Annotated in this window: 16 protein-coding genes, 1 tRNA gene and 1 pseudogene; 13 read left to right on the top strand and 5 right to left on the bottom strand. The window is 62.7% G+C overall.

The features are described 5' to 3' along the window. The first annotated feature begins 443 nt into the window (after positions 1–443). The gene (gene aroC / locus AC07VL_RS21125; RefSeq protein WP_494807574.1) at positions 444–1,538 is read left to right on the top strand and encodes a chorismate synthase; all 1,095 of its coding nucleotides are present in this window, start codon (positions 444–446) and stop codon (positions 1,536–1,538) included. A 220-nt stretch (positions 1,539–1,758) separates the two neighbouring features. Here aroC and AC07VL_RS21120 read toward each other — a convergent pair whose 3' ends face one another. Next, positions 1,759–3,255, bottom strand: a complete 1,497-nt coding sequence (locus AC07VL_RS21120; protein WP_494807573.1) for an HDOD domain-containing protein — start codon at positions 3,253–3,255, stop codon at positions 1,759–1,761. Continuing rightward, the gene (locus AC07VL_RS21115; protein ID WP_494807572.1) at positions 3,252–4,991 is read right to left on the bottom strand and encodes a putative bifunctional diguanylate cyclase/phosphodiesterase; all 1,740 of its coding nucleotides are present in this window, start codon (positions 4,989–4,991) and stop codon (positions 3,252–3,254) included. The genes AC07VL_RS21120 and AC07VL_RS21115 overlap by 4 nt, the downstream gene beginning before the upstream one ends. 374 nt (positions 4,992–5,365) lie before the next feature. Between AC07VL_RS21115 and AC07VL_RS21110 the strand changes: the two genes are divergently transcribed. The 4 genes from AC07VL_RS21110 to AC07VL_RS21095 all read left to right on the top strand — a co-directional run bounded on the left by AC07VL_RS21110 (position 5,366) and on the right by AC07VL_RS21095 (position 8,769). Next, positions 5,366–7,048 carry an isovaleryl-CoA dehydrogenase gene (locus AC07VL_RS21110; protein WP_494807571.1) on the top strand — a complete coding sequence of 561 codons (1,683 nt, stop codon included), beginning with the start codon at positions 5,366–5,368 and terminating at the stop codon, positions 7,046–7,048. 183 nt (positions 7,049–7,231) lie between these two features. Next, positions 7,232–7,882 carry a uracil phosphoribosyltransferase gene (upp, locus tag AC07VL_RS21105; RefSeq protein WP_494807570.1) on the top strand — a complete coding sequence of 217 codons (651 nt, stop codon included), beginning with the start codon at positions 7,232–7,234 and terminating at the stop codon, positions 7,880–7,882. Positions 7,883–7,904: 22 nt separating this feature from the next. Further along, complete coding sequence (locus AC07VL_RS21100) at positions 7,905–8,267, top strand: Hpt domain-containing protein (RefSeq protein WP_494807569.1); 363 nt, start codon at positions 7,905–7,907, stop codon at positions 8,265–8,267. A gap of 298 nt (positions 8,268–8,565) precedes the next feature. Next, the gene (locus AC07VL_RS21095) at positions 8,566–8,769 is read left to right on the top strand and encodes a cold-shock protein (RefSeq protein ID WP_010398811.1); all 204 of its coding nucleotides are present in this window, start codon (positions 8,566–8,568) and stop codon (positions 8,767–8,769) included. Between the two features lie 344 nt (positions 8,770–9,113). Here the strand turns inward: AC07VL_RS21095 and AC07VL_RS21090 are convergent, their stop codons facing one another. Then, a complete protein-coding gene (locus AC07VL_RS21090) occupies positions 9,114–10,025 on the bottom strand; it encodes a LysR family transcriptional regulator (RefSeq protein WP_494807568.1) in 912 nt (303 codons plus the stop codon). Positions 10,026–10,241: 216 nt separating this feature from the next. Between AC07VL_RS21090 and aceB the strand changes: the two genes are divergently transcribed. Next, complete coding sequence (aceB, locus tag AC07VL_RS21085) at positions 10,242–11,840, top strand: malate synthase A (RefSeq protein WP_494807567.1); 1,599 nt, start codon at positions 10,242–10,244, stop codon at positions 11,838–11,840. A 79-nt stretch (positions 11,841–11,919) separates the two neighbouring features. Here the strand turns inward: aceB and gloB are convergent, their stop codons facing one another. Then, on the bottom strand, positions 11,920–12,729 hold the full coding sequence (gloB, locus tag AC07VL_RS21080) for a hydroxyacylglutathione hydrolase (protein WP_494807566.1): 810 nt from the start codon (positions 12,727–12,729) through the stop codon (positions 11,920–11,922). 19 nt (positions 12,730–12,748) lie between these two features. Between gloB and AC07VL_RS21075 the strand changes: the two genes are divergently transcribed. The 4 genes from AC07VL_RS21075 (at position 12,749) to AC07VL_RS21060 (ending at position 15,035) form a co-directional block, all read left to right on the top strand. Continuing rightward, a complete protein-coding gene (locus AC07VL_RS21075; protein WP_494807565.1) occupies positions 12,749–13,525 on the top strand; it encodes a class I SAM-dependent methyltransferase in 777 nt (258 codons plus the stop codon). Beyond that, positions 13,518–13,955 (top strand): ribonuclease HI, encoded by a 438-nt coding sequence (rnhA, locus tag AC07VL_RS21070; RefSeq protein WP_092800349.1) that lies wholly within the window; start codon positions 13,518–13,520, stop codon positions 13,953–13,955. The genes AC07VL_RS21075 and rnhA overlap by 8 nt, the downstream gene beginning before the upstream one ends. Before the next feature lie 208 nt (positions 13,956–14,163). Beyond that, on the top strand, positions 14,164–14,880 hold the full coding sequence (gene dnaQ / locus AC07VL_RS21065) for a DNA polymerase III subunit epsilon (RefSeq protein WP_494807564.1): 717 nt from the start codon (positions 14,164–14,166) through the stop codon (positions 14,878–14,880). 80 nt (positions 14,881–14,960) lie between these two features. Next, a tRNA-Val gene (locus AC07VL_RS21060) sits at positions 14,961–15,035 on the top strand. An 86-nt stretch (positions 15,036–15,121) separates the two neighbouring features. Here AC07VL_RS21060 and AC07VL_RS21055 read toward each other — a convergent pair. Further along, positions 15,122–16,126, bottom strand: a complete 1,005-nt coding sequence (locus AC07VL_RS21055) for a tyrosine-type recombinase/integrase (protein ID WP_494807563.1) — start codon at positions 16,124–16,126, stop codon at positions 15,122–15,124. A gap of 332 nt (positions 16,127–16,458) precedes the next feature. On the opposite strand from AC07VL_RS21055, the gene AC07VL_RS21050 reads away from it, so the two are divergent. From AC07VL_RS21050 to AC07VL_RS21040, 3 genes and pseudogenes are all read left to right on the top strand, one after another. Continuing rightward, positions 16,459–19,488 (top strand): hypothetical protein, encoded by a 3,030-nt coding sequence (locus AC07VL_RS21050; RefSeq protein ID WP_494807562.1) that lies wholly within the window; start codon positions 16,459–16,461, stop codon positions 19,486–19,488. Beyond that, on the top strand, positions 19,485–20,954 hold the full coding sequence (locus tag AC07VL_RS21045) for a hypothetical protein (protein WP_494807561.1): 1,470 nt from the start codon (positions 19,485–19,487) through the stop codon (positions 20,952–20,954). The genes AC07VL_RS21050 and AC07VL_RS21045 overlap by 4 nt, the downstream gene beginning before the upstream one ends. Further along, positions 20,951–23,094, top strand: a pseudogene (locus AC07VL_RS21040) (hypothetical protein); the annotation flags it as partial. The gene AC07VL_RS21045 and the pseudogene AC07VL_RS21040, both read left to right, overlap by 4 nt.

Raw genomic sequence — 23,094 nt, 5'->3', positions numbered from 1 at the left:
CGATATTTTTTACGAGCGCGTCAAAAAAGCCCATGGCGTTGTTGCGTTGCCCTTACCGTACTTGTACTTGCGTACTGTCTTCGGCAATGACGCCCGGCCCTGGGCATTTTGTGACGTGCTCTCGGCGCAGCCTAAATCTGGGTTGGCGTTCAGTATTGTGTGCCGCGCTCTGATCCAAGTATATAGCTATTTAATAAGCAAAATGTTTTTTTAAGTCTATTCTGTACGGCAATATTTCTTGCATTGCATGATTGCGACGCTTATTTGGTATTTTTTATGCGAAAAAATAACGCGGGATTTTAAAATGGCGGTTTGGGGCGGGGCGAAAGGCGCGGCGGGAGGGCGGGTGGCGGGTAAATATCGGGCAGTGGCCTGGCATTCGCGGCATGGCATGCCCCGCAGGCTGGTAGAATTGAGTTTTCCAGTCCATCACACTTCCTACTATGTCCGGCAATTCTTTTGGCAAGCTGTTTACTGTTACCACTTTCGGCGAATCGCATGGTCCGGCCATCGGCTGCGTGATCGACGGCTGTCCGCCGGGCTTGGTCCTGTCGGAAGCCGATATCCAGCCCGAGCTGGACCGCCGCAAACCGGGCACCTCGCGTCACGTGACACAGCGCCAGGAATCCGATACGGTCGAGATTCTCTCCGGCGTGTACCAGGGCGTGACGACGGGTACGCCCATCGCGCTGCTGATCCGCAATGAAGACCAGCGCAGCAAGGATTACGGCAATATCGCGGAAAGCTTCCGCCCCGGCCACGCCGACTACACCTACTGGCATAAATACGGCGTGCGCGACCCGCGCGGCGGCGGGCGCTCCTCGGCGCGCCTGACGGCGCCCGTGGTGGGCGCGGCGGCGATCGCCAAGAAATGGCTGCTGCAGCAGTACGGCACCACCTTCAAGGGCTGCATGAGCCAGCTGGGCGACATTCCCGTGCCGTTCCAGTCCTGGGAGCACGTGCATGCGAACCCCTTCTTTGCCGCCAGCGGCGACGCCGACCTGATCGCCCGCATGGAAGCGGCGATGGACCAGCTGCGCCGCGACGGCGATTCCATCGGCGCGCGCATCGACGTCATCGCGCAGAACGTGCCGGTCGGCCTGGGCCAGCCCATCTACGACAAGCTCGATGCCGACATCGCCTACGCCATGATGGGCATCAATGCCGTCAAGGGCGTGGAAATCGGCGCCGGTTTCGACTCGGTGGCGCAAAAGGGTTCCGAGCACGGCGACGAACTGACGCCGGAAGGCTTCATCGGCAATAACGCCGGCGGCGTATTGGGCGGCATCTCGACGGGGCAGGATATCAGCGTGTCGATCGCCATCAAGCCGACGTCGTCGATCCGCACGCCGCGCCGCTCGATCGATAAAGAGGGCAATCCCGTGATGGTGGAAACGTTCGGCCGCCACGATCCCTGCGTGGGCATCCGCGCCACGCCGATCGCCGAAGCCATGCTGGCGCTGGTGCTGATCGACCACGCGCTGATGCACCGCGCGCAGTGCGGCGATGTGGCGGTGAATACGCCGAAGCTGAAGTAAGCTGAAGTTTGTCGGATTACGGGCCTGCGGCCCTGATCCGACCTACGACTTGGATGGTCGTTTTCTCGTTTAACAACGACGCTTGCGACACCTGACAAAACCGTAGCGAGCGGAAGGGCGAGGTGGCTGAGAAGCGCAACCGTACTAAGTACGGGGGCGCCGAGCCGGTGAGCATCGCAGGCCGCCTATACCGACGCGCAGTAGGTTTGGTCAGGTGTTCTCATGCTACCTTGTTCGCCACCAGTTCCAGTTGATGGCGCATCTCCACCGACTGCACCAATAACGCCCGGATATCGTTGATCAGGTTGAATTCCGTCTGGTTCAGCTGGATGGGCGGGAAGCTGTCGTCCCAGTCGCCATACAAGAAGCCCGTGGGATGGCCGTTGGCCGACAGGGGCAGCACGACGAAGCTGCGCGCTTCCGACAGCGTCGCCTTCCACCACTGCGGCAGTTTGGCGGCAAATTTCGGGTCGCGCGCATTGTCGATGAAGATCACGCGGTCGCTGTTGAGGGCCGCGTGGAAGACGTTCGGCTCATACGCGTCGCCAAATACCATCAGGTCCTGCAGGTCGGCCGTGCCGTCGCCCAGGCTGATGCGCGCCGAATACAGATGGTCCTTGTGGTTGCGCACGAAGGCCACCGAGCGCGAAAAATCAAAGCCCTGATGCAGGGTTTCCAGCGCCATCGACACCATCTGGCCCGGGCTGGCGCTGCCGATGGCGCCGCGCAGGTCGGCCAGGCCGCTGATCAGGACGCGGTTGCCTTCGGCGCGCATGCGCGTCGATGCCAGCTGGCGCGCGCGCCGTTCGGCCGGTTTCGACAGGGGCGCGATCGACAGGTCTGCCGCCGCCATGGCCTTGGCCTTGTCGACGGCCGCCACCAGGTCCGTGGCGGCGATGCCCAGCGTGCCCGCATAGTCGTCGATCAGCGCGTGCACCTGCGCCGTGCCGGCCGCATCGTCATGCCACAGCGAGTCGGCGCAGCGCGCCGCCATCGTCGACAGGCCCGCCATCCAGTCGGCGCCGCTGACGGGCAAGTTGTCGGGCGACGGGTCCATCGGCCGCATGCCGCTGATCAGGTGCTGCGGCAAGCCCCAGTGGGCGGCCGTGGCATAGCCCACTTCAGGCAGCGACAGGCCGAGGATTTCGCGCGCGGCGGCCGCCTCGTTGCCCGGTCCCGCGTGCGCTTGCATGCGGGCCCAGAAATCCGTCATGTAGAACGTCACCATCATGCGTCCCAGCGTATGCAGCATGGAGCAGACGACGGCCTGCTCGGCCTGCAGGCTGCCCGCGCTGGTGGCCACCTGCTGCGCCACCATCCCGGCCAGCACGGCCTTTTCCATTTCCACGTGGGCGCTGACGGAGTCGGGCGAGGCCTGCGACAACTCCTCGATCAGCTTCAGGCCCAGCGCCAGGTGGCCGATGGCGTCGATGCCCAGCACCAGCACGGCCTTCGACACCGTGTTGACCCTCTGGCCGAAGGCCGAATACATGCCGCTGTTGGCCAGCCGCAGCACCTTGTGCGTGAGGACGGGGTCCGACAGCACCGTTTGCGTGATGTCGAATTCGTGGTCGTCCTCGCCGCGCATGGCGCCCAGGATGGCGCTGATGGCTTTGGCGAAGCCGGGCATGTCGCCCTGCTGGCGCGTGCGCGCCCACAGCAGGTCCAGGGTGTTTTTGCCGAGCTGTGTCGGCACCGTGTAGTGGCCTGGATTCATTGCACCCCTCCGCGCGGTTCATGGGCAGGCGGCGTGGGCACCAGCGCCGCATAGGTTTTTTCGCTCAAGGCCGATAGCGCGGCATGGGCCGGCATCGGTTTGCCCGTCAGGTAGCCTTGCACATAGTGGCAGCCGCGCGATTCCATGAAATGCATCTGCTCTTCCGTCTCCACGCCTTCGGCCACCACCGACAGGTTCAGGTGCTTGGCCAGGTCGAGAATGGTGTTGCAGATGGCCGCGTCCTTGCTCGATTCGGGCAGGTCCTTGATGAAGGTGCGGTCGATCTTCAGCACGGAAATGGGGAAGCGCTTCAGGTAGGCCAGCGAGGAATAGCCGGTGCCGAAATCGTCGATGGCGATGCGCGCGCGGCGCTCCGTCATCTTGCCGAGGATGGTTTCCGCGTGCACGGGATCGATCATCAGGGTGCCTTCCGTGATTTCCAGCACCAGGTGTTCGCCCGAGAGTCCCGAAAAGGCGATGGCGTCATCGAGCACGTCGAGGAATTTGTCGTTGCGGAACTGGCGCGGACTGATGTTGACGGAGATGTACAGCGCCCGCCTGGCCACTTCCTGGAACTGCTTGAGCTGCACGCAGGCGGCCTTCAGCGCCCAGGCGCCCAGCAGGTTGATCAGGCCATTCGCCTCGGCGATGGGGATGAAGCGCACGGGCGGCACCAGGCCCAGGGTCGGGTGCTTCCAGCGCATCAGGGTTTCGAAGCCCTGGATCTGCCGCGTGCGGGCGTCGACGATGGGCTGGTAGAACAGCAGGAATTCGCCTTCGCGCACGGCGTGGAACATGGCCGCTTCCAGCGAGATGTCATGTTCCGACGGACCGTTCAGGCGCGGGCTGTAGACGAGGCAGCGGGCCTTGCCCGTTTCCTTGGCGCGCGACATGGCCGCATCGGCCAGCGCCACCAGGCGCACTTCGTCTTCCGCATGCAGCGGATAGATCGATACGCCGACAGACGCCCCCACGTAGATGGTGTGGCCATCGACTTCGAACGGCGCCTGCAGGGTGGCCAGCAGGCGGCCCGTCACCAGCTTGATCTGCGCGTCCGTGGCGCTGCCGGGCAGCACGGCGACGAATTCATCGCCGCCCACGCGCGCCAGGGTGTCGCTGTCGCGCAGGGTCTTGCGCAGGCGCGCCGCGGCCAGGCGCAGCACGGCGTCGCCGACGGGGTGGCCCAGGCCATCGTTGACCTTCTTGAAGCCATCAAGGCCGATGGTGGCCACGGAAAAGCCCTGGCCCGAACGCGCCGCCTGGGCGATCACCATGCGGATGCGGTCCGACAGCAGCAGCCGGTTCGGCAGGCCCGTGAGCGCATCGTGCGTGGCCATGTGGCGCAGGCGTTCTTCCGTGTTGTGCTGGGCCGACGTGTCGCGTCCCACCACCAGCAGCTCGGCGATGCCGGCCCCGTTCATATACGAAGACAGGCGCAGCTCGAACCAGATTTCCTGGTCCGGCGTCTGCAGGCGCACTTCCAGGCGGCCCGGTTCTTCCAGGGCGTCTTCCAGCGCCGCCTGCAGCGCCGCGCGCGAGGCCTCGGCCGCCAGCGGCAGCAGCAAATGGCCGGACAGGCCGCTGGGCGCGCCGAACAGGGTGGCTGCGCGCTTGCTGGCAAACAGGATCAAGCCGTCCGCATCGAGGCGGAACACGACGTCGCCAGCCTCTTCCATGAGGTTGTCCAGCTCGTGGCGAGCTTCGCGGTGGGCGGCGGATGGGGTACTGGAAAACATCGTGCTGGCTTTTACCTTTTTTTATCAGTGCTGGAACCCGCGGCAGGGCAGGGCGCCAGCGAAAACAGTGCGTCGCGCGGCTGGTCCGCCGCCGGGCACAGGGTTACTATCGGAACGCGATCCACACGAAATGTATCATTGAAAAGCACCCGATTACATGAAATAGAGCAACATTGCTTCAGGTTTTGTAAATATTTCTGCGGCGCTTGACGAAATCTGCATGCTTTTCGGCGCAGCGCTTTTTATCCGTCCTCCTGCCGCCGTGGCGCGCTTGCCCCGCTGGCGCGTTTGCGCTAGTCTGGCTGGCAGACGACGGGGATGGCGTGCCAGTGGCGGCAAGGGCGCCATGATAACAAATCGCAACGGAGATACCCATGAATGCCTTTGACACGCATGAAGTTTTCAACCAGGCAACGCCGTTTGAAAACGTCAATCTGTTCGCCTGCGACCCCGCCCTGGCCGAGGCGCTGCTGCGCGAAGGGGGCGGCGCGGCGCTGCAGGAACTCGACGCGCTGGGCGAGCGCCTGGGCCGCGCGGACACGTACGCCCTGGCGCGCGAAGCGAACCGGCACGGGCCCGAATTGCAGCAGTTCGACTGCGCCGGCCGCCGCATCGACGAAGTGGCCTTCCATCCCGCCTGGCATGCCCTGATGGACATCCTGATCGGCGCCGGCACGCATGCCGCGCCCTGGGCCGCGCCCGGTCCGGGTGCCCAGGTGGCCCGCGCGGCCGCCTATCTATTGGTGGGGCAGGTGGAAAACGGCGCGCAATGCCCCGTGACGATGACCTACGCCTCCGTGCCGGCTCTGCGCCAGGCGCTTGATCTGCCGCAAATCGCCGCCCGCTGGCTGCCGAAGATCCTGTCGCGCGAGTACGATCCCCGCTCCTTGCCGGTGGAACAGAAGCGCGGCGCCCTGGTCGGCATGGGTATGACGGAAAAGCAGGGCGGCTCCGACGTGCGCAGCAATACCACGCGGGCCACCCCCGTACCGGCGGACGAAGCGCGCGCCCTGTTCGGCGACGAGGCCGGCGGGGCCTGGCGCATCGTCGGCCACAAATGGTTTTTCTCGGCGCCGCAAAGCGATGCCCACCTGATCCTGGCGCAGGCGGACGAGGGCGGTTTGTCGTGTTTCTTCGTGCCCCGCTACCTGCCCGACGGCAGCCGCAACCCCATCCGCGTGCAGCGCCTGAAGGACAAGCTGGGCAACCGCTCGAATGCCTCGTCGGAAGTGGAATTTGCCAATGCCTACGGCTGGCTCGTGGGCCAGCCGGGGCGGGGCATTCCCACCATCCTGGAAATGGCCAGCCACACGCGCCTCGACTGCGTGCTGGGCAGCGCCGGCATCATGCGCGCCGCCCTGACGCAGGCGCTGCACCACGCGCGCCAGCGGGCCGTGTTCGGCAAGCCGCTCGTCGCGCAGCCCCTGATGCAGAACGTGCTGGCCGACCTGGCGCTCGAATCGGAAGCCGCCACGGCCTTCGCGCTGCGCCTGGCGCGCTGCTTCGATGAAAAGGACGATGCGGGGCAAGCCATGCTGGCGCGCGTGCTTACGCCGGCCGGCAAATACTGGATCTGCAAGCGCGGGCCCGGCTTCGGCGCGGAAGCCATGGAAGTGCTGGGCGGCACCGGCTACGTGGAAGATGCGCCGCTGGCGCGGCTGTACCGCGAACTGCCCGTCAACTCGATCTGGGAAGGCTCGGGCAACGTCATGTGCCTCGACGTCTTGCGTGCCTTCGGCAAGTCGCCCGCCGCGCGCGACGCCCTGGCGGCCGAGCTGGCGCTGGCCGGCGACGAGCATGCCGCCTTCGTTGCCTATCGCGCACGCCTGCTGGCCGACCTGGACGGGCCGCAAACGGATGAGTTTGGTGCGCGGCAATTATCGGAGCGCATCGTGCTGGCCGTGCAGGCCGGCTTGCTGCTGCGCCACGCGCCGCCCTATGTCGCGCAAGCGTTCCTGCAGTCGCGCCTGGTGCAGGCGCCGGGCGGCGCCTACGGCCGCTTGCCGGCCGGCACCGATTGCGCGGCCATCCTGGCGCGCGCGCTGCGCGAGTGCTGATTTGTCCGCGGCGGCGGCATGCCGCGCGCCGGCAGGGCGGCATGCTCTGCAATTATTTCGAAAATTCCGGCCACAGGCGGGCTGCGGGCTGGGATAATGCTGGAATCCATGATTTTATCGACACACAGCGCGCCTGCGGCCCAGGTTTGCCGCCGCGCCAGAGAGTAGAGAAAGAAAAACAATATGAAACAAGATCCACGCTTCCCGAATTTGTTCATTACCGATCACCCTTTGATCCAGCACAAACTGAGCCACATGCGCGAGCACGACACGTCGACGCGCACCTTCCGTGAATTGCTCAAGGAAATCACCTTGCTGATGGGCTATGAAATCACGCGCGACCTGCCGCTGACGACGCGCGAAATCAGGACTCCGCTGGTCACTATCGACGCGCCCGTGATTGCAGGCAAGAAACTGGCCATCGTGCCTATCTTGCGCGCCGGCATCGGCATGAGCGATGGCTTGCTGAACCTGGTGCCATCGGCCAGGGTCGGCCACATTGGCGTGTACCGCGACCCGGCCACCCACATGCCCGTGGAATACCTGGTGCGCCTGCCCGACCTGAACGAGCGCACCTTCATCCTGTGCGATCCGATGGTGGCGACCGGCAATTCGGCCGTGTATGCCGTCGACGTGCTGAAGAAGCGGGGCGTGACGGACGAGCAGATCATCTTCCTGGCCCTCGTGGCCGCGCCGGAAGGCGTGACCGTGTTCCAGAACGCGCACCCGAACGTCAAGATGTTCTGCGCCGCGCTCGATTCCCACCTGGATGACCACGCCTACATTGTGCCGGGCCTGGGCGACGCGGGCGACCGCATCTTCGGCACCAAATAAGCGCATTCAGGCGAGTATTGCGATGGCAACCTTGATCGATCCGGATTTTCGCGCCCGTTTGCGTGCCTTGAATGAAAAATATGCGGCCGGCGTGCCGGCGCTGATGCTGGCCATCGCGCAGGCGCAACAGCGCTGCGACAGCGAGGGACCGCGCCTGGAGCCGCTGACGCAACTGCACCGGGCCCTGCACGCCGTGGCCGGCTCGGCGGCCACCTTCGGTTTCGCCGCGCTGGGCCAGGAATGCCGGCGCCTCGAACAGCTGGTGCGCGGCCTGCTCAATGAGCCGGGGCAGGTGCTGGCCGACTGGCCGGCGCTGAGCGGGCAGGTGGGCGCGCTGCTGCGCTGGGCGGGACGCGATGCGGCCGCCACCCACTTCAGCGCATGAGGGACAACGTTCAGGCGATGTGGTTGCGATGATTCATTTGATGCAACGCAAAGCATTGGCGTCAAAGTTTAGGATATAGTGTGTCCATGCCGCTGGTACAGGGCGCCGCAAGACGGGGATTTGGCTATTAAAGTGGTGTTCGCAAGTTTATTTTGCGAAAGAATGGTTTTTCTCAGTTTTGTTGGTATAATTGGGCATCGTTGGATTCGAGGTAGTAGTGCAGTTTGTCTGTCATTTCTTTCTTGCTTCAAACGATATAACGGGCGCAAGCCCAACTTAACTGAAATAGGAAATTGTAATGGCAACTGGCATCGTAAAATGGTTCAATGATTCGAAGGGTTTCGGCTTTATTACCCCTGACGAAGGCGGCGAAGATCTGTTCGCTCACTTCTCGGCTATCCAGTCGAACGGCTTCAAGTCCCTGCAAGAGAACCAACGCGTTTCTTTTGAAGTGACCGCTGGCCCTAAAGGCAAGCAAGCTTCGAACATTCAGCCAATCTAATACGCTGGATCAAACGAAATAAAGAAATCCTCGGTCTCCGGGGATTTTTTTTCGCCTAAATTTCCGTGAGGCAGGGGTTTTTCGTGCGCTGCCGGCACATGTGGCCCCTGGGCGCCATGCTTTGCCCTGCTGTGTGGCGCTGCCGGCGCCTGCTGTGGCACCAGTGCGCGCCCTGGTTGGTAAGCCATCGACGCCACGATGCCGGACAACACCGTCGCGAGCGGCAGGCCGAAGGGCGGGAAGCGCTACGTTACCGTGAGTACGGGACCGCCGGAGGGGCGAGCATCGCAGGCCGCCCATGCCGTCGCGCAGCAGGCTGTGTCCAGCGCCCTCGGAGGGCGTGGTCAGGCGGCGGGCACGCGCCAGTAATCGGCTTGCGCATAGCTATGCCGTAAAAAATCCACGAATGCCCGTATGCGCAGCGGCAGGTGGCGGCGCTGGGCGAACACGGCGTAGATGTCGTTGCCCGGCGCGGCAAACTGGTCCAGCACCGTCACGAGCTGGCCCGATTCGATCTCCGCGCCCACTTCCCACATCGAGCGCCATGCCAGGCCCTTGCCGGCCAGCGCCCAGTCGTGCAGCACTTCTCCATCGTTGCACACCATGTTGCCTGCCACCTTGAGGGTCACATTCTTGCCATTTTCGCGGAAGGTCCAGCCTCGCTGGCTGCCTTCGCTGCTGATCGCCAGGCAATTGTGCTTGGCCAGGTCGGCCGGGATGCGCGGCGTGCCTGCCCGTTTCAGGTAGGCGGGCGAGCCGACCAGCACGCGCTGGTTGTCCGCCAGCTTGGTGCTCACGAGGGAGGAATCGGACAGGCTGGCGATGCGGATGGCCACGTCGATGCCCTCGCCGATCAGGTCGACGAGGCGGTCGTTCAGGTTCAGCGATACCGTCACGTCGCGGTGCTCGGCGACAAAGGACGGGATCAATGGCGCCACGTGCTGGCGCCCGAAGCCGGCCGGCGCGGAAATGAGCAAATGGCCGCTGGCCTTCACGCTGCGCACGGCCACTGCCGCTTCCGCCTCTTCCAGTTCGCCGAGGATGCGCTGGCAATCTTCCAGGAAGGCGGCGCCTTCATTCGTCAGGGCCAGCTTGCGCGTCGTGCGCTGGAGTAACTTGACGCCGAGGCGCTGCTCCAGCGCATCGAGGCGGCGGCCTATCATGGCCGGGGCGATGCCTTCCGCGCGCGCGGCGGCCGACAGGCTGCCCTTGGCCACCACTTCCACGAAGGTCGATATTTGTCTGAATTGCCCCATGCCGTGCTCCCACGCTGCCATCACTTGTGATAAAAACGCATAGATGAAGTGATTTTTAATCTCGTTTCCATGCCTTATAGTGCAATACTATAGAACAAACGCGCCGCCTGGCAGAGTGTTTTTTGCGCCTCTGTCCGGCGTGCCAGCGCAGTAGATCGGCTTATACTTGGCTCACCAGATTACCTTTGTTTATATTTATTAAAACCGGAGAACTTCATGACGCAGAACACGATCGCACTTCCCGAAGGCATGCACATCACGGGTGACATCGCCCCCGGCTACGAACAGATCCTGACGCCGGCAGCGCTGGCGCTGGTGGCCAAGCTGACGCGTGCATTCGAACCGCGCCGCCAGCAATTGCTGGCCGTGCGCGTGGAGCGGGCCAAGCGGCTTGACGCGGGCGAGCGTCCTGATTTCCTGCCAGAAACTGCGCACATCCGCGACGGCGACTGGAAGATCGCGCCGATCCCGAAGGCGCTGGAATGCCGCCGCGTGGAAATCACGGGCCCCGTCGAGCGCAAGATGGTCATCAACGCCTTCAATTCCGGCGCCGACAGCTACATGACGGACTTCGAGGATTCGAACACGCCGAACTGGGATAACCAGCTGACGGGCCAGATCAATATGTACGACGCCGTGCGCAAGACCATTTCGCTGGAGCAAAATGGGAAGTCCTATAAGCTGAACGACAAGATCGCCACCCTCGTCGTGCGTCCGCGCGGCTGGCACCTCGATGAAAAGCACGTGCTGGTCGACGGCAAGCGCATTTCCGGCGGCATCTTCGATTTCGCCCTGTTCATGTTCCACAACGCCAAGGAGCAGCTGGCGCGCGGCGCCGGCCCGTATTTCTACCTGCCGAAGATGGAATCGCACCTGGAAGCGCGCCTGTGGAACGACATCTTCGTCATGACGCAGAATGAGCTGGGTTTGCCGCAAGGCACGATCAAGGCGACGGTGCTGATCGAAACCATCTTGGCCGCGTTTGAAATGGATGAAATCCTCTACGAATTGAAGGAGCACAGCTCGGGCCTGAACGCGGGCCGCTGGGATTACATCTTCTCCTGCATCAAGAAATTCAAGCTGGACAAGGATTTCTGCCTGGCCGACCGCGCCAAGGTCACGATGACGGCGCCGTTCATGCGCGCCTATGCCTTGCTGCTGTTGAAAACCTGCCACAAGCGGGGCGCACCGGCCATCGGCGGCATGGCGGCCTTGATCCCGATCAAGAACGATCCAGAAAAGAACGACATCGCCATGGGCGGCGTGCGCAACGACAAGGCGCGCGACGCCACCGATGGCTACGACGGCGGCTGGGTGGCCCATCCGGGCCTGGTGGAACTGGCCATGGGCGAGTTCACGAAAGTGCTCGGTGATAAGCCGAACCAGATCGACAAGCAGCGTCCCGACATCGACGTGAAAGCGGCGGATTTGCTCAATTTCCAGCCGGAAGCGCCGATCACGGAAGCAGGCTTGCGCTACAACATCAACGTGGGCATCCACTACCTGGGCAGCTGGCTGGCCGGCAATGGTTGCGTGCCTATCCACAACCTGATGGAAGACGCAGCCACGGCCGAGATCAGCCGCTCGCAAGTGTGGCAATGGATCCGTTCGACCAAGGGCGTGCTGGAAGATGGTCGCAAGGTGACGGCCGAGATGGTGCGCGCCATGATCCCGGAAGAACTGGCCAAGGTGCAGCGCGATGCGCCGGGCGGCAATGGCCCGACCTACGTGCGTGCGGGACAAATCTTCGAGGAAATGTCGACCTCCGAATCGTTCGCCGAGTTCCTGACCTTGCCGCTGTACGAAGAAATCTGATCCTGATCAAGTAGATCGATAAAAAAATCCCGGCGATGCCATCAGCATCGCCGGGATTTTTTATTGCGGCAAGAGAAGCTTAAAAATTATTCTTCCACATCCTGAGCGCCGCAAATGCTTCCACGGGCGAGGCGTCGGCGGCCAGCTTGCCTTCCACCTTCAGGCTGGTCAGGATGGCCGGTTCGCGGTAGCGCAGGAAGGGGTTGGTGGCTTTTTCCAGGCCGATGGTCGACGGCACGGTAGGCAAGCCCTGCTGGCGTTTTTCCGTATCGACGGCAACGCGCTCCTGCAGGGCCAGGTTGCCCGGCTCGATGGTGCTGGCGAAGCGCAGATTGGACAAGGTGTACTCATGCGCGCAAAATACCTCGGTATCATCGGGCAGGGCGGCCAGCTTGCCCAGCGAATCGGCCATCTGGCCCGGTGTCCCTTCGAACAGGCGGCCGCAGCCGCCTGCAAACAGGGTGTCGCCGGAGAACAGCCAGGGCGCGTCGCCGTGCTCCGTACGCTGGCGTACGTAGGCGATATGTCCCTTGGTGTGGCCGGGCACGTCGATGACGGTCAGCTGCAAGCCCAGTTCGGCCACGTAGGCGACATCGCCTTCGGCAAGCGGTTCCGTGATGGCTGTGATAGCCTCATTGCGCGGGCCGAATACGGGCACGGCGAAATGCTGCAACAATTCAGGCACGCCGCCCGTGTGGTCGGCATGGTGGTGCGTGAGTAAAATGGCGGACAAGGTCAACTGATGGGCTTGCAGCGCATCGAGGATGGCCATCGCATCGCCCGGGTCGACCACGGCGGCATGGCGACCGTCGTGGATGAGCCACAGGTAGTTGTCGGCAAAGGCGGGCACGGCAAGTACCGATAAAGCGTGTTCGGGAGATTGAGTCATGAGTCAAAGAGAAAACTGAATGGACAGTGTGGCATCCGAAAAATCCATTATAGCGCTTGACGGCTGGCTGCAGACACCGGCCGGTCTCTACGTGCGTGCCTGGGAGCAGCAATGCCTCGACAGCCTGACGGTCGACATCTTCGGTTACAACGCCGTGCAGATCGGCTTGCCCCAGCTCGACGCGCTGGCCGCCAGCCGCATGCCGAACAAGTGGATGCTCGATTCGCGCCTGCCGTTGTCCGCGCCGCAGGAGAGCCGCACGACGCTGGTGGCCGCGTTTGACGAGCTGCCGTTCGACTCGCAAAGCCTGGACCTGGTGGTCTTGCCGCACGTCCTGGAATTTGCCGCCGAGCCGCACCAGGTCTTGCGCGAAGTCGAGCGTGTGCTGATCCCGGAAGGGCGCGTCATCGTCTGCGGCTTCAATCCGGCCAGCCTGTGGGGCATGCGCCAGGGGCTGGGAAGGGTCACGGGACGCCATTACCTGCCGCAGGCGGGCGAACTGATCTCTATGCCGCGCATGAAAGACTGGTTAAAATTGCTGAACATGGGCGTGAGCCAGAGCCACTTCGGCTGCTACGCGCCCGCCTGCAGGACGGAAAAATGGCTGCGCCGCAACGCTTTCATGGACAAGGCGGGCGCGCGCTGGTGGCCATATCTGGGCGCAGTGTATATAGTGCAGGCGATCAAGCGTGTCAAAGGGATGCGTTTGATCGGTCCGGCGTGGACCAGGAAACCGGCGACGGCGCCCGCAGGCGCACCGGTCACGAATAAAAGGCGGGAACAGCAAGATGGATAAGGTAGAAATTTACGCCGATGGCGCATGCAAGGGCAATCCGGGCACGGGCGGCTGGGGCGCCCTGATGGTGGCCGATGGCGCCAAGAAAGAAATTTATGGCGGGGAACTGAACACGACGAATAACCGCATGGAATTGAAGGCCGTGATCGAAGCCTTGACGGCGCTCAAACGTCCCTGCCAGGTCGTGATGTATACCGATAGCCAGTACGTCCAGAAGGGCATCAGCGAGTGGATCCACGGCTGGAAGGCGCGCGGCTGGAAAACGGCGGCCAAGGCCCCCGTGAAAAACGTCGACCTGTGGCAGGCGCTCGACACGGCCCAGGCCGTGCATGAAGTGGAATGGCGCTGGGTGCGTGGCCACAACGGCCATCCGGGCAATGAACGGGCAGACGAACTGGCCAACCTGGGCGTGGAAACCGTGCGCGCGTAAGAACGCCCAACCAAACCTGCTGCGCGTCGCGCTTTGCGGCCTGTGATGCTCACCGTACTAGTAGAGTACGGTTGCGCTTCTCGGCCACAAATCACTGCCGCTCGCTACGGTTTTGTTGGGCGTTTGAACATGTCTGGGTGCGATTGCAGCAGCACACAGGTTTGTTATACTGTGCCCTTCGCTTTTTGCTTTTAAGACTGAATCCGCCATGCGTCAAATTGTTCTCGATACTGAAACCACCGGCCTGAATCCGCGTACGGGCGACCGCATCCTGGAGATCGGCGCGGTCGAGCTGAACAACCGCATGCTGACGGGGAATAATTTTCACCACTACATCAATCCCGAGCGCGATTCGGAAGAGGGCGCGCTCGCTGTCCACGGCCTGACCACCGAATTCCTCAGTGACAAGCCGAAATTCGCGGAAATCGCCGACGAATTCCGTGCCTACATCGCTGGCGCCGAATTGATCATCCACAACGCCCCCTTCGATATCGGCTTCCTCAACGCGGAATTCAAGCGCCTGAACCTGCCGCCTGTGCACGAGCAGGTGCATGGCGTGATCGATACCCTGGTGCAGGCGAAGGAAATGCATCCCGGCAAGCGCAACTCGCTGGACGCCCTGTGCGACCGTTACGGCGTCTCGAACGCCCACCGCAAGCTGCACGGCGCGCTGCTCGACTCCGAATTGCTGGCCGACGTCTACCTGGCCATGACGCGTGGCCAGAACAGTCTCAGCATGGAAGAGGAAGTGGAAGTGGCCGCCGACGGCGCCACCCTGGAAATCGTGCCCCTGGCCGAAGTCATCTTCCAGAGCGCCACGCCCGACGAACTGGCCGCCCACGAAGCCACCATCGCCGGCCTCGACAAGGCAGCCAAGGGCCAGTGCATCTGGAGCGCCGTCACGGCACCGCCAGCGCCCGCCTGAGAAAAAGCAGGGCGCGCCAAATTTCCTGCCGCCAGCCCTTGCGGATGCCGCAACACCTATGCGATAATTCGCCTCGCTTCGGGAGGTTAGCTCAGGGGTAGAGCACTGCATTCACACTGCAGGGGTCGCAAGTTCGAAACTTGCACTTCCCACCAGAATTCGTAATGAAATCAAGTAGTTACATGAAAGCCCTCTAGTAAAATAGAGGGCTTTTTTTATGGGTGTAAATTCCGGGTGTAATTTACTTCGCCACCACCAGTGCCGACAGCTTATCCAGCGCCATGCGCTGAGCATCCACCTGCAAGTGCGCATAGCGCTGGGTTGTTTGCACATTGGCATGCCCGAGAATTTTGCTGATGGTGTAGAGGTCCACGCCCAAGCCCAGCATGATGCTCGCGCAAGAATGGCGTAGGTCATGGAAATTCACATGAGGCATGCCAGCTTTCACGCGCGCCCGGCGCCAGGACGATTGCACGCCGTACAACGTCATTTCCAATGGAAAATATTTCAGCCATGGCCGCAGGGCCGGGATGATCGGCACCACGCGCATACGAAGTGTTTTAGTATTGCTGGCAGGGAAGGTGATCGAATCTTTCCCAATATGCTCACGCTGAATCTGAAATAGTTCGCCGCGGCGCGCGCCGGTGAGCAGTGCCGCCCATATAGCAGCCTGCGCGATCGGCGTGCAGAAGGCTGCGATCTTCCTCACCTGCTCAACCGTGAGAAACACCTCACGCTTGTTGTTGACGGCCACGTTATCGATCCGCAAGCCATAGTTTTCAGGAATGAGGCGCTGGCGCCATGCCAACTGCAATCCTTTTTTTGCACAGGCCAATGACCGGTTCACCGTCGCTGGCGCATAGGCAGGCTCCAGTTTTCCGGTTTTCTTATTTGCTATGAGCTTGCTCATGTCACGGATAACATGATCGGCAAACTCCTGGGCCTGGCTTGCTTTGTAGCGCTCCGCCCAAGGTCCAAGTCGTTTCGCATGATGCTTCGACGTGTCGCTACTACGCAAACTGGCGGCGTGCTCGACGTAGAGCGCGAGGATGAAGGCCATCGGCGGGTCACCGGGAATGTGCACCTGTTGGCTTTTCGGAGCGCGCGCAACCGCTGCACGCAGCTCTGCCTCAGCTAACTTGGCATCACTCGTAGTTGCGCCTTCCGGCAACTTTCTGTGAATTCTTTTGCCATCGACCATGATGCCGACGTGCTTCCTGCCTTTTTTGTCGTCCCAGATGGACATTGGTTGTTCTCCTTTAACCAGTTCTTGCACTCTTCAAGGTCGTAGCGCTTGGAGCGCGCACCGACCGGTGTATATGGCAGGCTTACGAGAACAAGCGCGCCTATGCTGCTGCCACCTATCAAGCTGAGGTAGATGCGTACCAGAGCGAACTTACGGCGCTTGCAAAGCACAAGAGCGCCACAACTGCGGAGGAAGAGAAGCACCGAAAAGAATCTGAAGCAATCCTCGGCAAGCTTGATGCGGCTGAAAAATCCTTCTTTGCCGACCGGAAATACCGCGACGAAGAAGAGCGCATCCGCAAAGACACTCTTGCTGCTACCTCTAACGATGCGATGAATAAGTACATTGCAAACATCAATCAAGAGGCGCAAAAGATCGAGGAGGCAAATCGCGGCCGCGAGGTCTCGCGCGGCTCGATCGAGCGCGAAGCCGTGGCGCAGCTGGACCTGGCGATCGCATACCAGAAGCAGTTCATGGCCGGCCAAGTGGCGGCGGGCGCAACGGACGCAGAACTGGCGCAAGCGCCTGCCATCCTGAAGTATCTGGAAGACCAGCGCGCCGCGCGCTTGCGCCTGGCTCAAGGGCTGGACGCGCAAAGCGACGCCAAGCACATGGAAAACCTCGCCAACCAAGCCATCAAGGACTGGGACCGCGCTGGCAAATCTATTGCTGACAGCTTGTCTACGGCGTTCGGTAGTGGCGGCAAGGCCATCGGCCAGATGTTCAAGGCCTACAGCGAAGGCGTCGCTGGGCAATTACGTGCACAGAAAGAGCTGCGCGAGGCCAAGAAACTGAGCGACGACAACCCGGACAAGATCGATGCTATTAATCAGGCGCACCTGTCCGGCACCACTGCGCAACTGAAGTCGTACGCGGATATGACCACGGCGGCTCAAGGCTTTTTCAGCGAGGGATCAAAAGGCTACCAGGCTATGGCGGCTGCCTCGCAGGTAATGCATGCGGCGGAAGTGGCATTGACGGTCGTCAAGGGTATTAATGCCGTGCTGACGCAAGGGGAGGGCGATCCTTACTCGGCCTTTGCCCGAATGGCGGCCATGGCGGCAATTGTTGCCGGGCTCGGCGTCGCCATCGGCGGCGTCAGCGGCGGATCGGACACGACAGCCAAGGACCGTCAGGCTGCCACGGGCACCGGCACGGTGCTGGGCGACTCGTCCGCAAAATCGGAATCGATTGCCCACTCGCTGGCCATCATGGAGAAAAACAGCGGTCTTGGCCTGGCGCACACCATTTCGATGGATTCATCCCTCAAGCAGATGGTGGCCGGCATCGGCAACCTGGCCGGACTTTTGGCGCGCTCCGGTGTGGTTGCCGAAGGCGGTGGTGCCGCTGCTGGCGTGCAGACAGGCACGAATGTGCTTGGCGGCACGGTCGGTACGTTACTTGGCGCCGCCGGCGGTGCGTCGATTGGCGGCGGCCTGGGTTCGGTGTTCGGGCCAGTAGGTACCATTGCCGGCACGATTGCAGGCGCGTTGATCGGGTCTGTCGTATCGAAACTATTCAATACCAAGACGTCGATACTCGACCAGGGTATTACCGGCAAGGCAACGTCGCTTGGCAATGTAGATGCCGTTGGCTTCACTGCCCAGGCCTACGCCGACGTCAACAAAACAAAAAAGGCGTTTGGTATTTCGTACAGCAGCAAAAATAGCACCGAGACCACCGCGCTGTCGGATGAAATGAATCAGCAGTTCAGCATGATCATCAGCAGCATGGGCGACACCATCCGCAGCGCGGCCGGCGTGCTGGGCCTGGGCGGCGAAGCCTTCAACGCCAAGCTCAATACCTTTGTGGTCGACCTGGGCAAGATCAGCCTCAAGGATCTGACTGGCGAGGAGCAGCAGAAAGCCCTTGAAACAGCCTTTTCCAAGCTGGGCGACGACATGGCCAAGTTCGGTGTGGCCGGCCTGCAGCAGTATCAGGCGGTGGGCGAGGGCTACCTGGAGACGCTGGTGCGCGTCACCAACGATTACATGCAGGTGTCCGACGTGCTGGCCGTGCTGGGCAAGTCGTTCAACACCACCGGCCTGGGCGCGGTGGCGCTCAGCGAAAGCCTGATCGCTGCGGCCGGCGGTCTCGACAAGCTGACCAGCGGTACCAGCTACTTTGTCGAGAACTTTCTTTCCGAAGCTGAGCGCATGGCGCCGATTACTACGTCGGTGAAGGACGCCATGGGCAAGCTGGGACAGTCGGGCGTTACCACGGTCGAGCAGTTCAAGGCCCTGGTGCTGGCGCAGGACCTGAATACGGCCGCAGGCCAAGCCATGTATGCGCAGCTGATCACGTTGGCTGAGCCATTCAAAAAATATGCTGAATATACCGCCGCGCTTGCTGCGGCGACTGGTGATTTTGTTGCCGTTGAGAAAACAGCCAGTGAAATCGCCAGCGAGCGGCGCGACCTGCAGCAACAGCTGAACGAACTGACGAAAAGCGAAACGCAGCTGCTGGCCATCCAGCGCGCCGGCATCGCCGACGTCAACCGTGCACTGTTCGACCAGGTTCAGGCGGCCAAGGCCGTGGTATCGGCCAAGGATGCACTGGCCAAGGCCTACGACACGGAATCGGCGGCGGCCAAGACGGCGCTGGACAAGTCGAAGTCGTGGGTGACCACGCTCAACGGCCTGAACGCCAGCATGGCCCTGGGCGCCCAGTCGACGCTGACGCCGGAGCAGAAGTACGCCGAAGCACGGGCCCAGTTCGAGAAGACCCTGGCGGCCGCCAATGCCGGCGACACGACGGCGCAGTCCGGGCTGTCCGCTGCCGAGCAGGCGTTCCTGACGGCCTCGCAGGTGGTCAACGCCTCGGACGCCAAATACGTGGCCGATTACGCCCGCGTGATGGCGGCCAACGACGAGGCGCTGAAATGGGCGGGCATGCAGGTTGACGTGCAGCAGGCCAGCCTGGATGCCCTGACGGCGCAGGTATCTGGCCTGATCACCATCAACGACAGCGTGCTGACGGTGGCGCAAGCCATCGCCAACCTGCAGGCGGCGATGGGCGTGTCGAGCGGCCTGGGCGTGGAATTTACCAATGCGCCGGCGGTTGCCGCTTCGGCCGCTTTGTCGAGCACTCCCGCGCCGGTGGTCTTCGATGCCGCCCGGTATTCAGCTGGATCGAATGCCGGATCGGATGCGCTCGTTGCGGAAATCCGTGGTCTGCGCGAGGACAACAAGAAGCTGAACGAGAAGATCGACAAGCTGAATGCGGACGCCAACAAAAATGCTGGTGCTCAAATCGCCAGCAACTATGACGCCAACAAGCAGGCAGCCAAGGAGATCGTGGCCGGCGTCGAAAAATCAACCAAGTCCTCTGCGTGGGCAAAACAAGTGGAGTTTTCGAAATGAACGATGGGCAATTTCTGGAATGGCTGCAGGATGACGCGGCGCACCGCACGGCCCTGATCGAGGTGCAGGTGAGCGTGGCAGGCGCCGAAGTGACGCGGTATATCGCTTCGCGCTCGTATATCACCGGCCCGCTGGAAGTGCCGCCCAATACCGCGTATCTGGCCCTGGCCACGGGGGGCCTGGCCTTCACGGAGCAGATTAGCCTGACGGGCGAAGCGGGCCTGTCGGGCGGCGATATCGAGCTGGCCAACACCGACGGCTCGCTCGACGTCTGGCTGGCCGACGTCTGGCGCAATCGGCCGATCAAGGTCTGGTTCGGCGACCTGCGCTGGCCGCGCGCGGACTTCCGCCTGGTCTTCGATGGCCTGGTCGCCGATGTCAGCAGCGCTGGCCCCGAATCGATCAACCTGGCGCTGCGCGACAAGATGCAGCGCCTGGATACGCCGATTACCGAGGCCAAGCTGGGCGGCACGACGTCGAACAAGGATGTGACCTTGCCGGTTCCTTTCGGTGAATGCTTCAACGTGGCGCCCCTGCTGACGAATCCAGCCACGCTGGAGTATGGCTTCCTGGGGGCCGTCGAGTCGAGTTTCGAGGTACGCACCAATGGCAAACCGATTGCCGTGGCCCTGAACGACCAGGCGGGGCGCTTCAACCTGACCAGCGATCCGTTTTCCACCACGATCACGGTCAGCGTGCAGGGCGACAAGGGCGGCGGCTACCTGCCACGCATCGCGCCGCTGGTGCAGCGCATCGCTACCGCCTACGGCAAGGCGGCCGACCGCTTCACGCTGGCCGACCTGGATCTGGCCAACCTGGCCGCCTTCGACGCCTCCCACCAGCAGCTGGTGGGCTTGTACGTGGCGGACCGGATGAATCAGGCCGAGGCCATCCAGCAACTGGCGGCCAGCGTAGGCGCGCAGGCGGTCATGTCGCGCACCGGCCAACTGCGCCTGGTGCAGGTCGCGCTGCCGGCTGCCGGCGTGCCGGTGGACATCGGGCCCGCGCAGATGATGCAGGGCTCGCTGCGCCAGGTGGAGCGCCTGCCGGTGGTGGCGGCCGTCAAGATCGCCTACGACCGGAACTACACATTGCAGCCCAGCCTGACCACCAGCATCCCGGCCGAGCACGCCGACATGTATGCGACGGAATGGATGACGGTCACGGCCGTCGACGAGGCGGTGCGCACGCGCTACCGCCTGACCGACGACCCGCCGCAGATTGAAACCTGCCTCAAGCAGGACGAGGATGCTGCGGCGGAAGCGGCCCGGCGCCTGGCGCTGAACAAGGTGCAACGCACCATTTATGAATTTGAAGGCAAACCTGAAATGATGATGCTGGAACTGGGGCAGCCCGTGGTGTTGCGCAATCGCCGCTACGGCCTGCAAGATGGCGTGCCGGGCGTGGTGGTGCTGCTGTCGCACCGGTGGCTCGATGGCCGCGTGACGGTGGGAGTGCTGGCATGAGCGCCATCGGGGGTTCGCGCGACAAGCGTTTGCAGGCGTCGGCTGTGCGCTTCAGCACCACGGCGGACGGTAAGGCCATCCTGATGTCCGGCGCCACACCCGTGTTTCGCGTCGACAGTAGGGGCGCCGGGGCGCCCGCCTCGATTGCCATCACTGCCAAGCCCGTGAATGTGGTGGGTGATATCGTTTTTTCGGTGTCGGCCGGCACGACGCTGACGGTCAACGGCAACGTGGCCACGGTCAATTTTGCCAGCATGACCACCGACACGGCCACCGTGCAGGCGCGCATCCGCGAATTCGGCGTCGACTACATCGCCAGCTATATGGTCAGCAAGGTATTCGATGGCGTGGCGGGCGACACGGGCCTGGCCGGCATCAACACCGCGCAAGCCTTCGCCTACAAGCGTGCCGTCGCCGTGCCCGTCGATTCCCCGGGCGACGTAATTTACACCTTTGCCAGCGCGGCCATCACGGCGCCGGCCGGCAATGACCTGGCGAATGGCTGGTCGAAGATTATCCCAGCCGGTACGGCGCCGCTGTATGTGCGCGTGGCGGGCGCCAGTTCGCGCACTGCCACGGACAACATCGCTGCCAATGAGTGGACTGCGGCCGTGCTGTTGGCCAGGGACGGCACGGCTGGGGCCGATGGCAGCAATGGCACAAACGGCGTCGATGGCCTGAACGTGGCGCCGGTGCGCATCTATCAGCGCGGCGAGAGCAGCATCGCGCCGGCGCTGCCGAGCACGGCGTGCACATTCACGTTTGCCACGGGCGCGCTGACGGGCCTGAACAATGGCTGGTCGACGCAGGTGCCAGTGGCGGGCGGCGCCTACCTTTTCACGTCGGGCGCCACGGCCGCCGCGCGCGGCGCCACCGATGACATCCCGGCCAGCGAATGGGCGGCTGCCGCGCGCCTGGCCGCCGATGGCGTGACGACCTATACCTGGGTCAAGTATGCAAATAGCGCCGTGGGCGGCGGCTTTTCGGACTCGCCCGTCGGCATGAGCTATATCGGCCTGGCCTACAACAAGGCGGTGCCGATCGAGAGCGACAATCCGGCGGACTATGCGTGGTCGCTGATCAAGGGGGCCGACGGCACGAATGGCAGCAACGGCGTGAACGGTGCACCGGGCGTGGACGGGAAAACCACCTACACCTGGATCAAGTACGCCGACAACGCCGACGGCACCGGGATGTATGACACGCCGCGCGCCAGCACCCTGTACCTGGGCCTGGCCGTCAACAAGCCCGCCGCGGCCGCCAGCACCAACAAGGCGGACTATACGTGGTCGAAGTTCCGCGGCGACCAAGGCGTGGCTGGGCCGTCTGGCCAGCGCGGTACCGTGACGATCACGGCGCCTGACTATTCGACCTGGTCGGATGCATCGGCCGTGTACGAGCTGGGCCGGGCCGGCTACGGCGCACCGATCAACCGCGATGTGGTCACCCTGTATGACGCCGCGCATGCGGTGACAAAGTTTTACATCGATGGCGCCTGGATGGCACTGGGCACGGTGTTGAACGGGAATTTGCTTGTGGACGGGACGGTGGCGGCGAAGGCGCTGAATGCCGACAAACTGTCTGCAATCAGGGCAATTCTTGGTGATGTGACAGCGGGAACGATCGGCAGCTCCGTGATTTACGGTGGGGCAGGCTATCCAGGCCCTGCTTTTGCCTGGCCTATGGGCACTGGTGGAGGGAAGGGTTTTCATTTGAGCGCAGCGGGCTTGTTGATGGGGGACTATAACGGCGGCATGCCTGGTTCCCAGTACCTCGCGGTCACCGCAGATGGCAGTATCTCCGCACCAGGATTTACGATTTCCGGGGGCAAGGCCAATTTCTCCGGCAACGTCGTCTCGGGCACTGGAAGTGGATTTCGCATCGAAATGGGGCCGGATGACCCTGTCTATGCCTTCTGGGCCGGCGCCGGCGCCAAAAATGACGTCAATGCGATTTTCTATCTCAAGCGCAATGGTGCTGGCTATTTCGGCGGGGCGTTGACCGCCGGGGCGCTGAGAACTGCGGTGACGAGTCCGGAAATTAACCCGAACGCGCAATTAATCAATGGCCCCTTCGGTTCGAATGGCGGATTGATCACGGTGATCTGCAGCTTTGATTGGCAACGCAGCCTGGGATCGAC

The sequence above is a fragment of the Janthinobacterium sp. GW821-FHT03C08 genome (assembly GCF_059420905.1).
The sequence above is the reverse complement of the archived record's forward strand: the minus strand, read 5'-3'. Positions and strand labels throughout refer to the sequence as shown.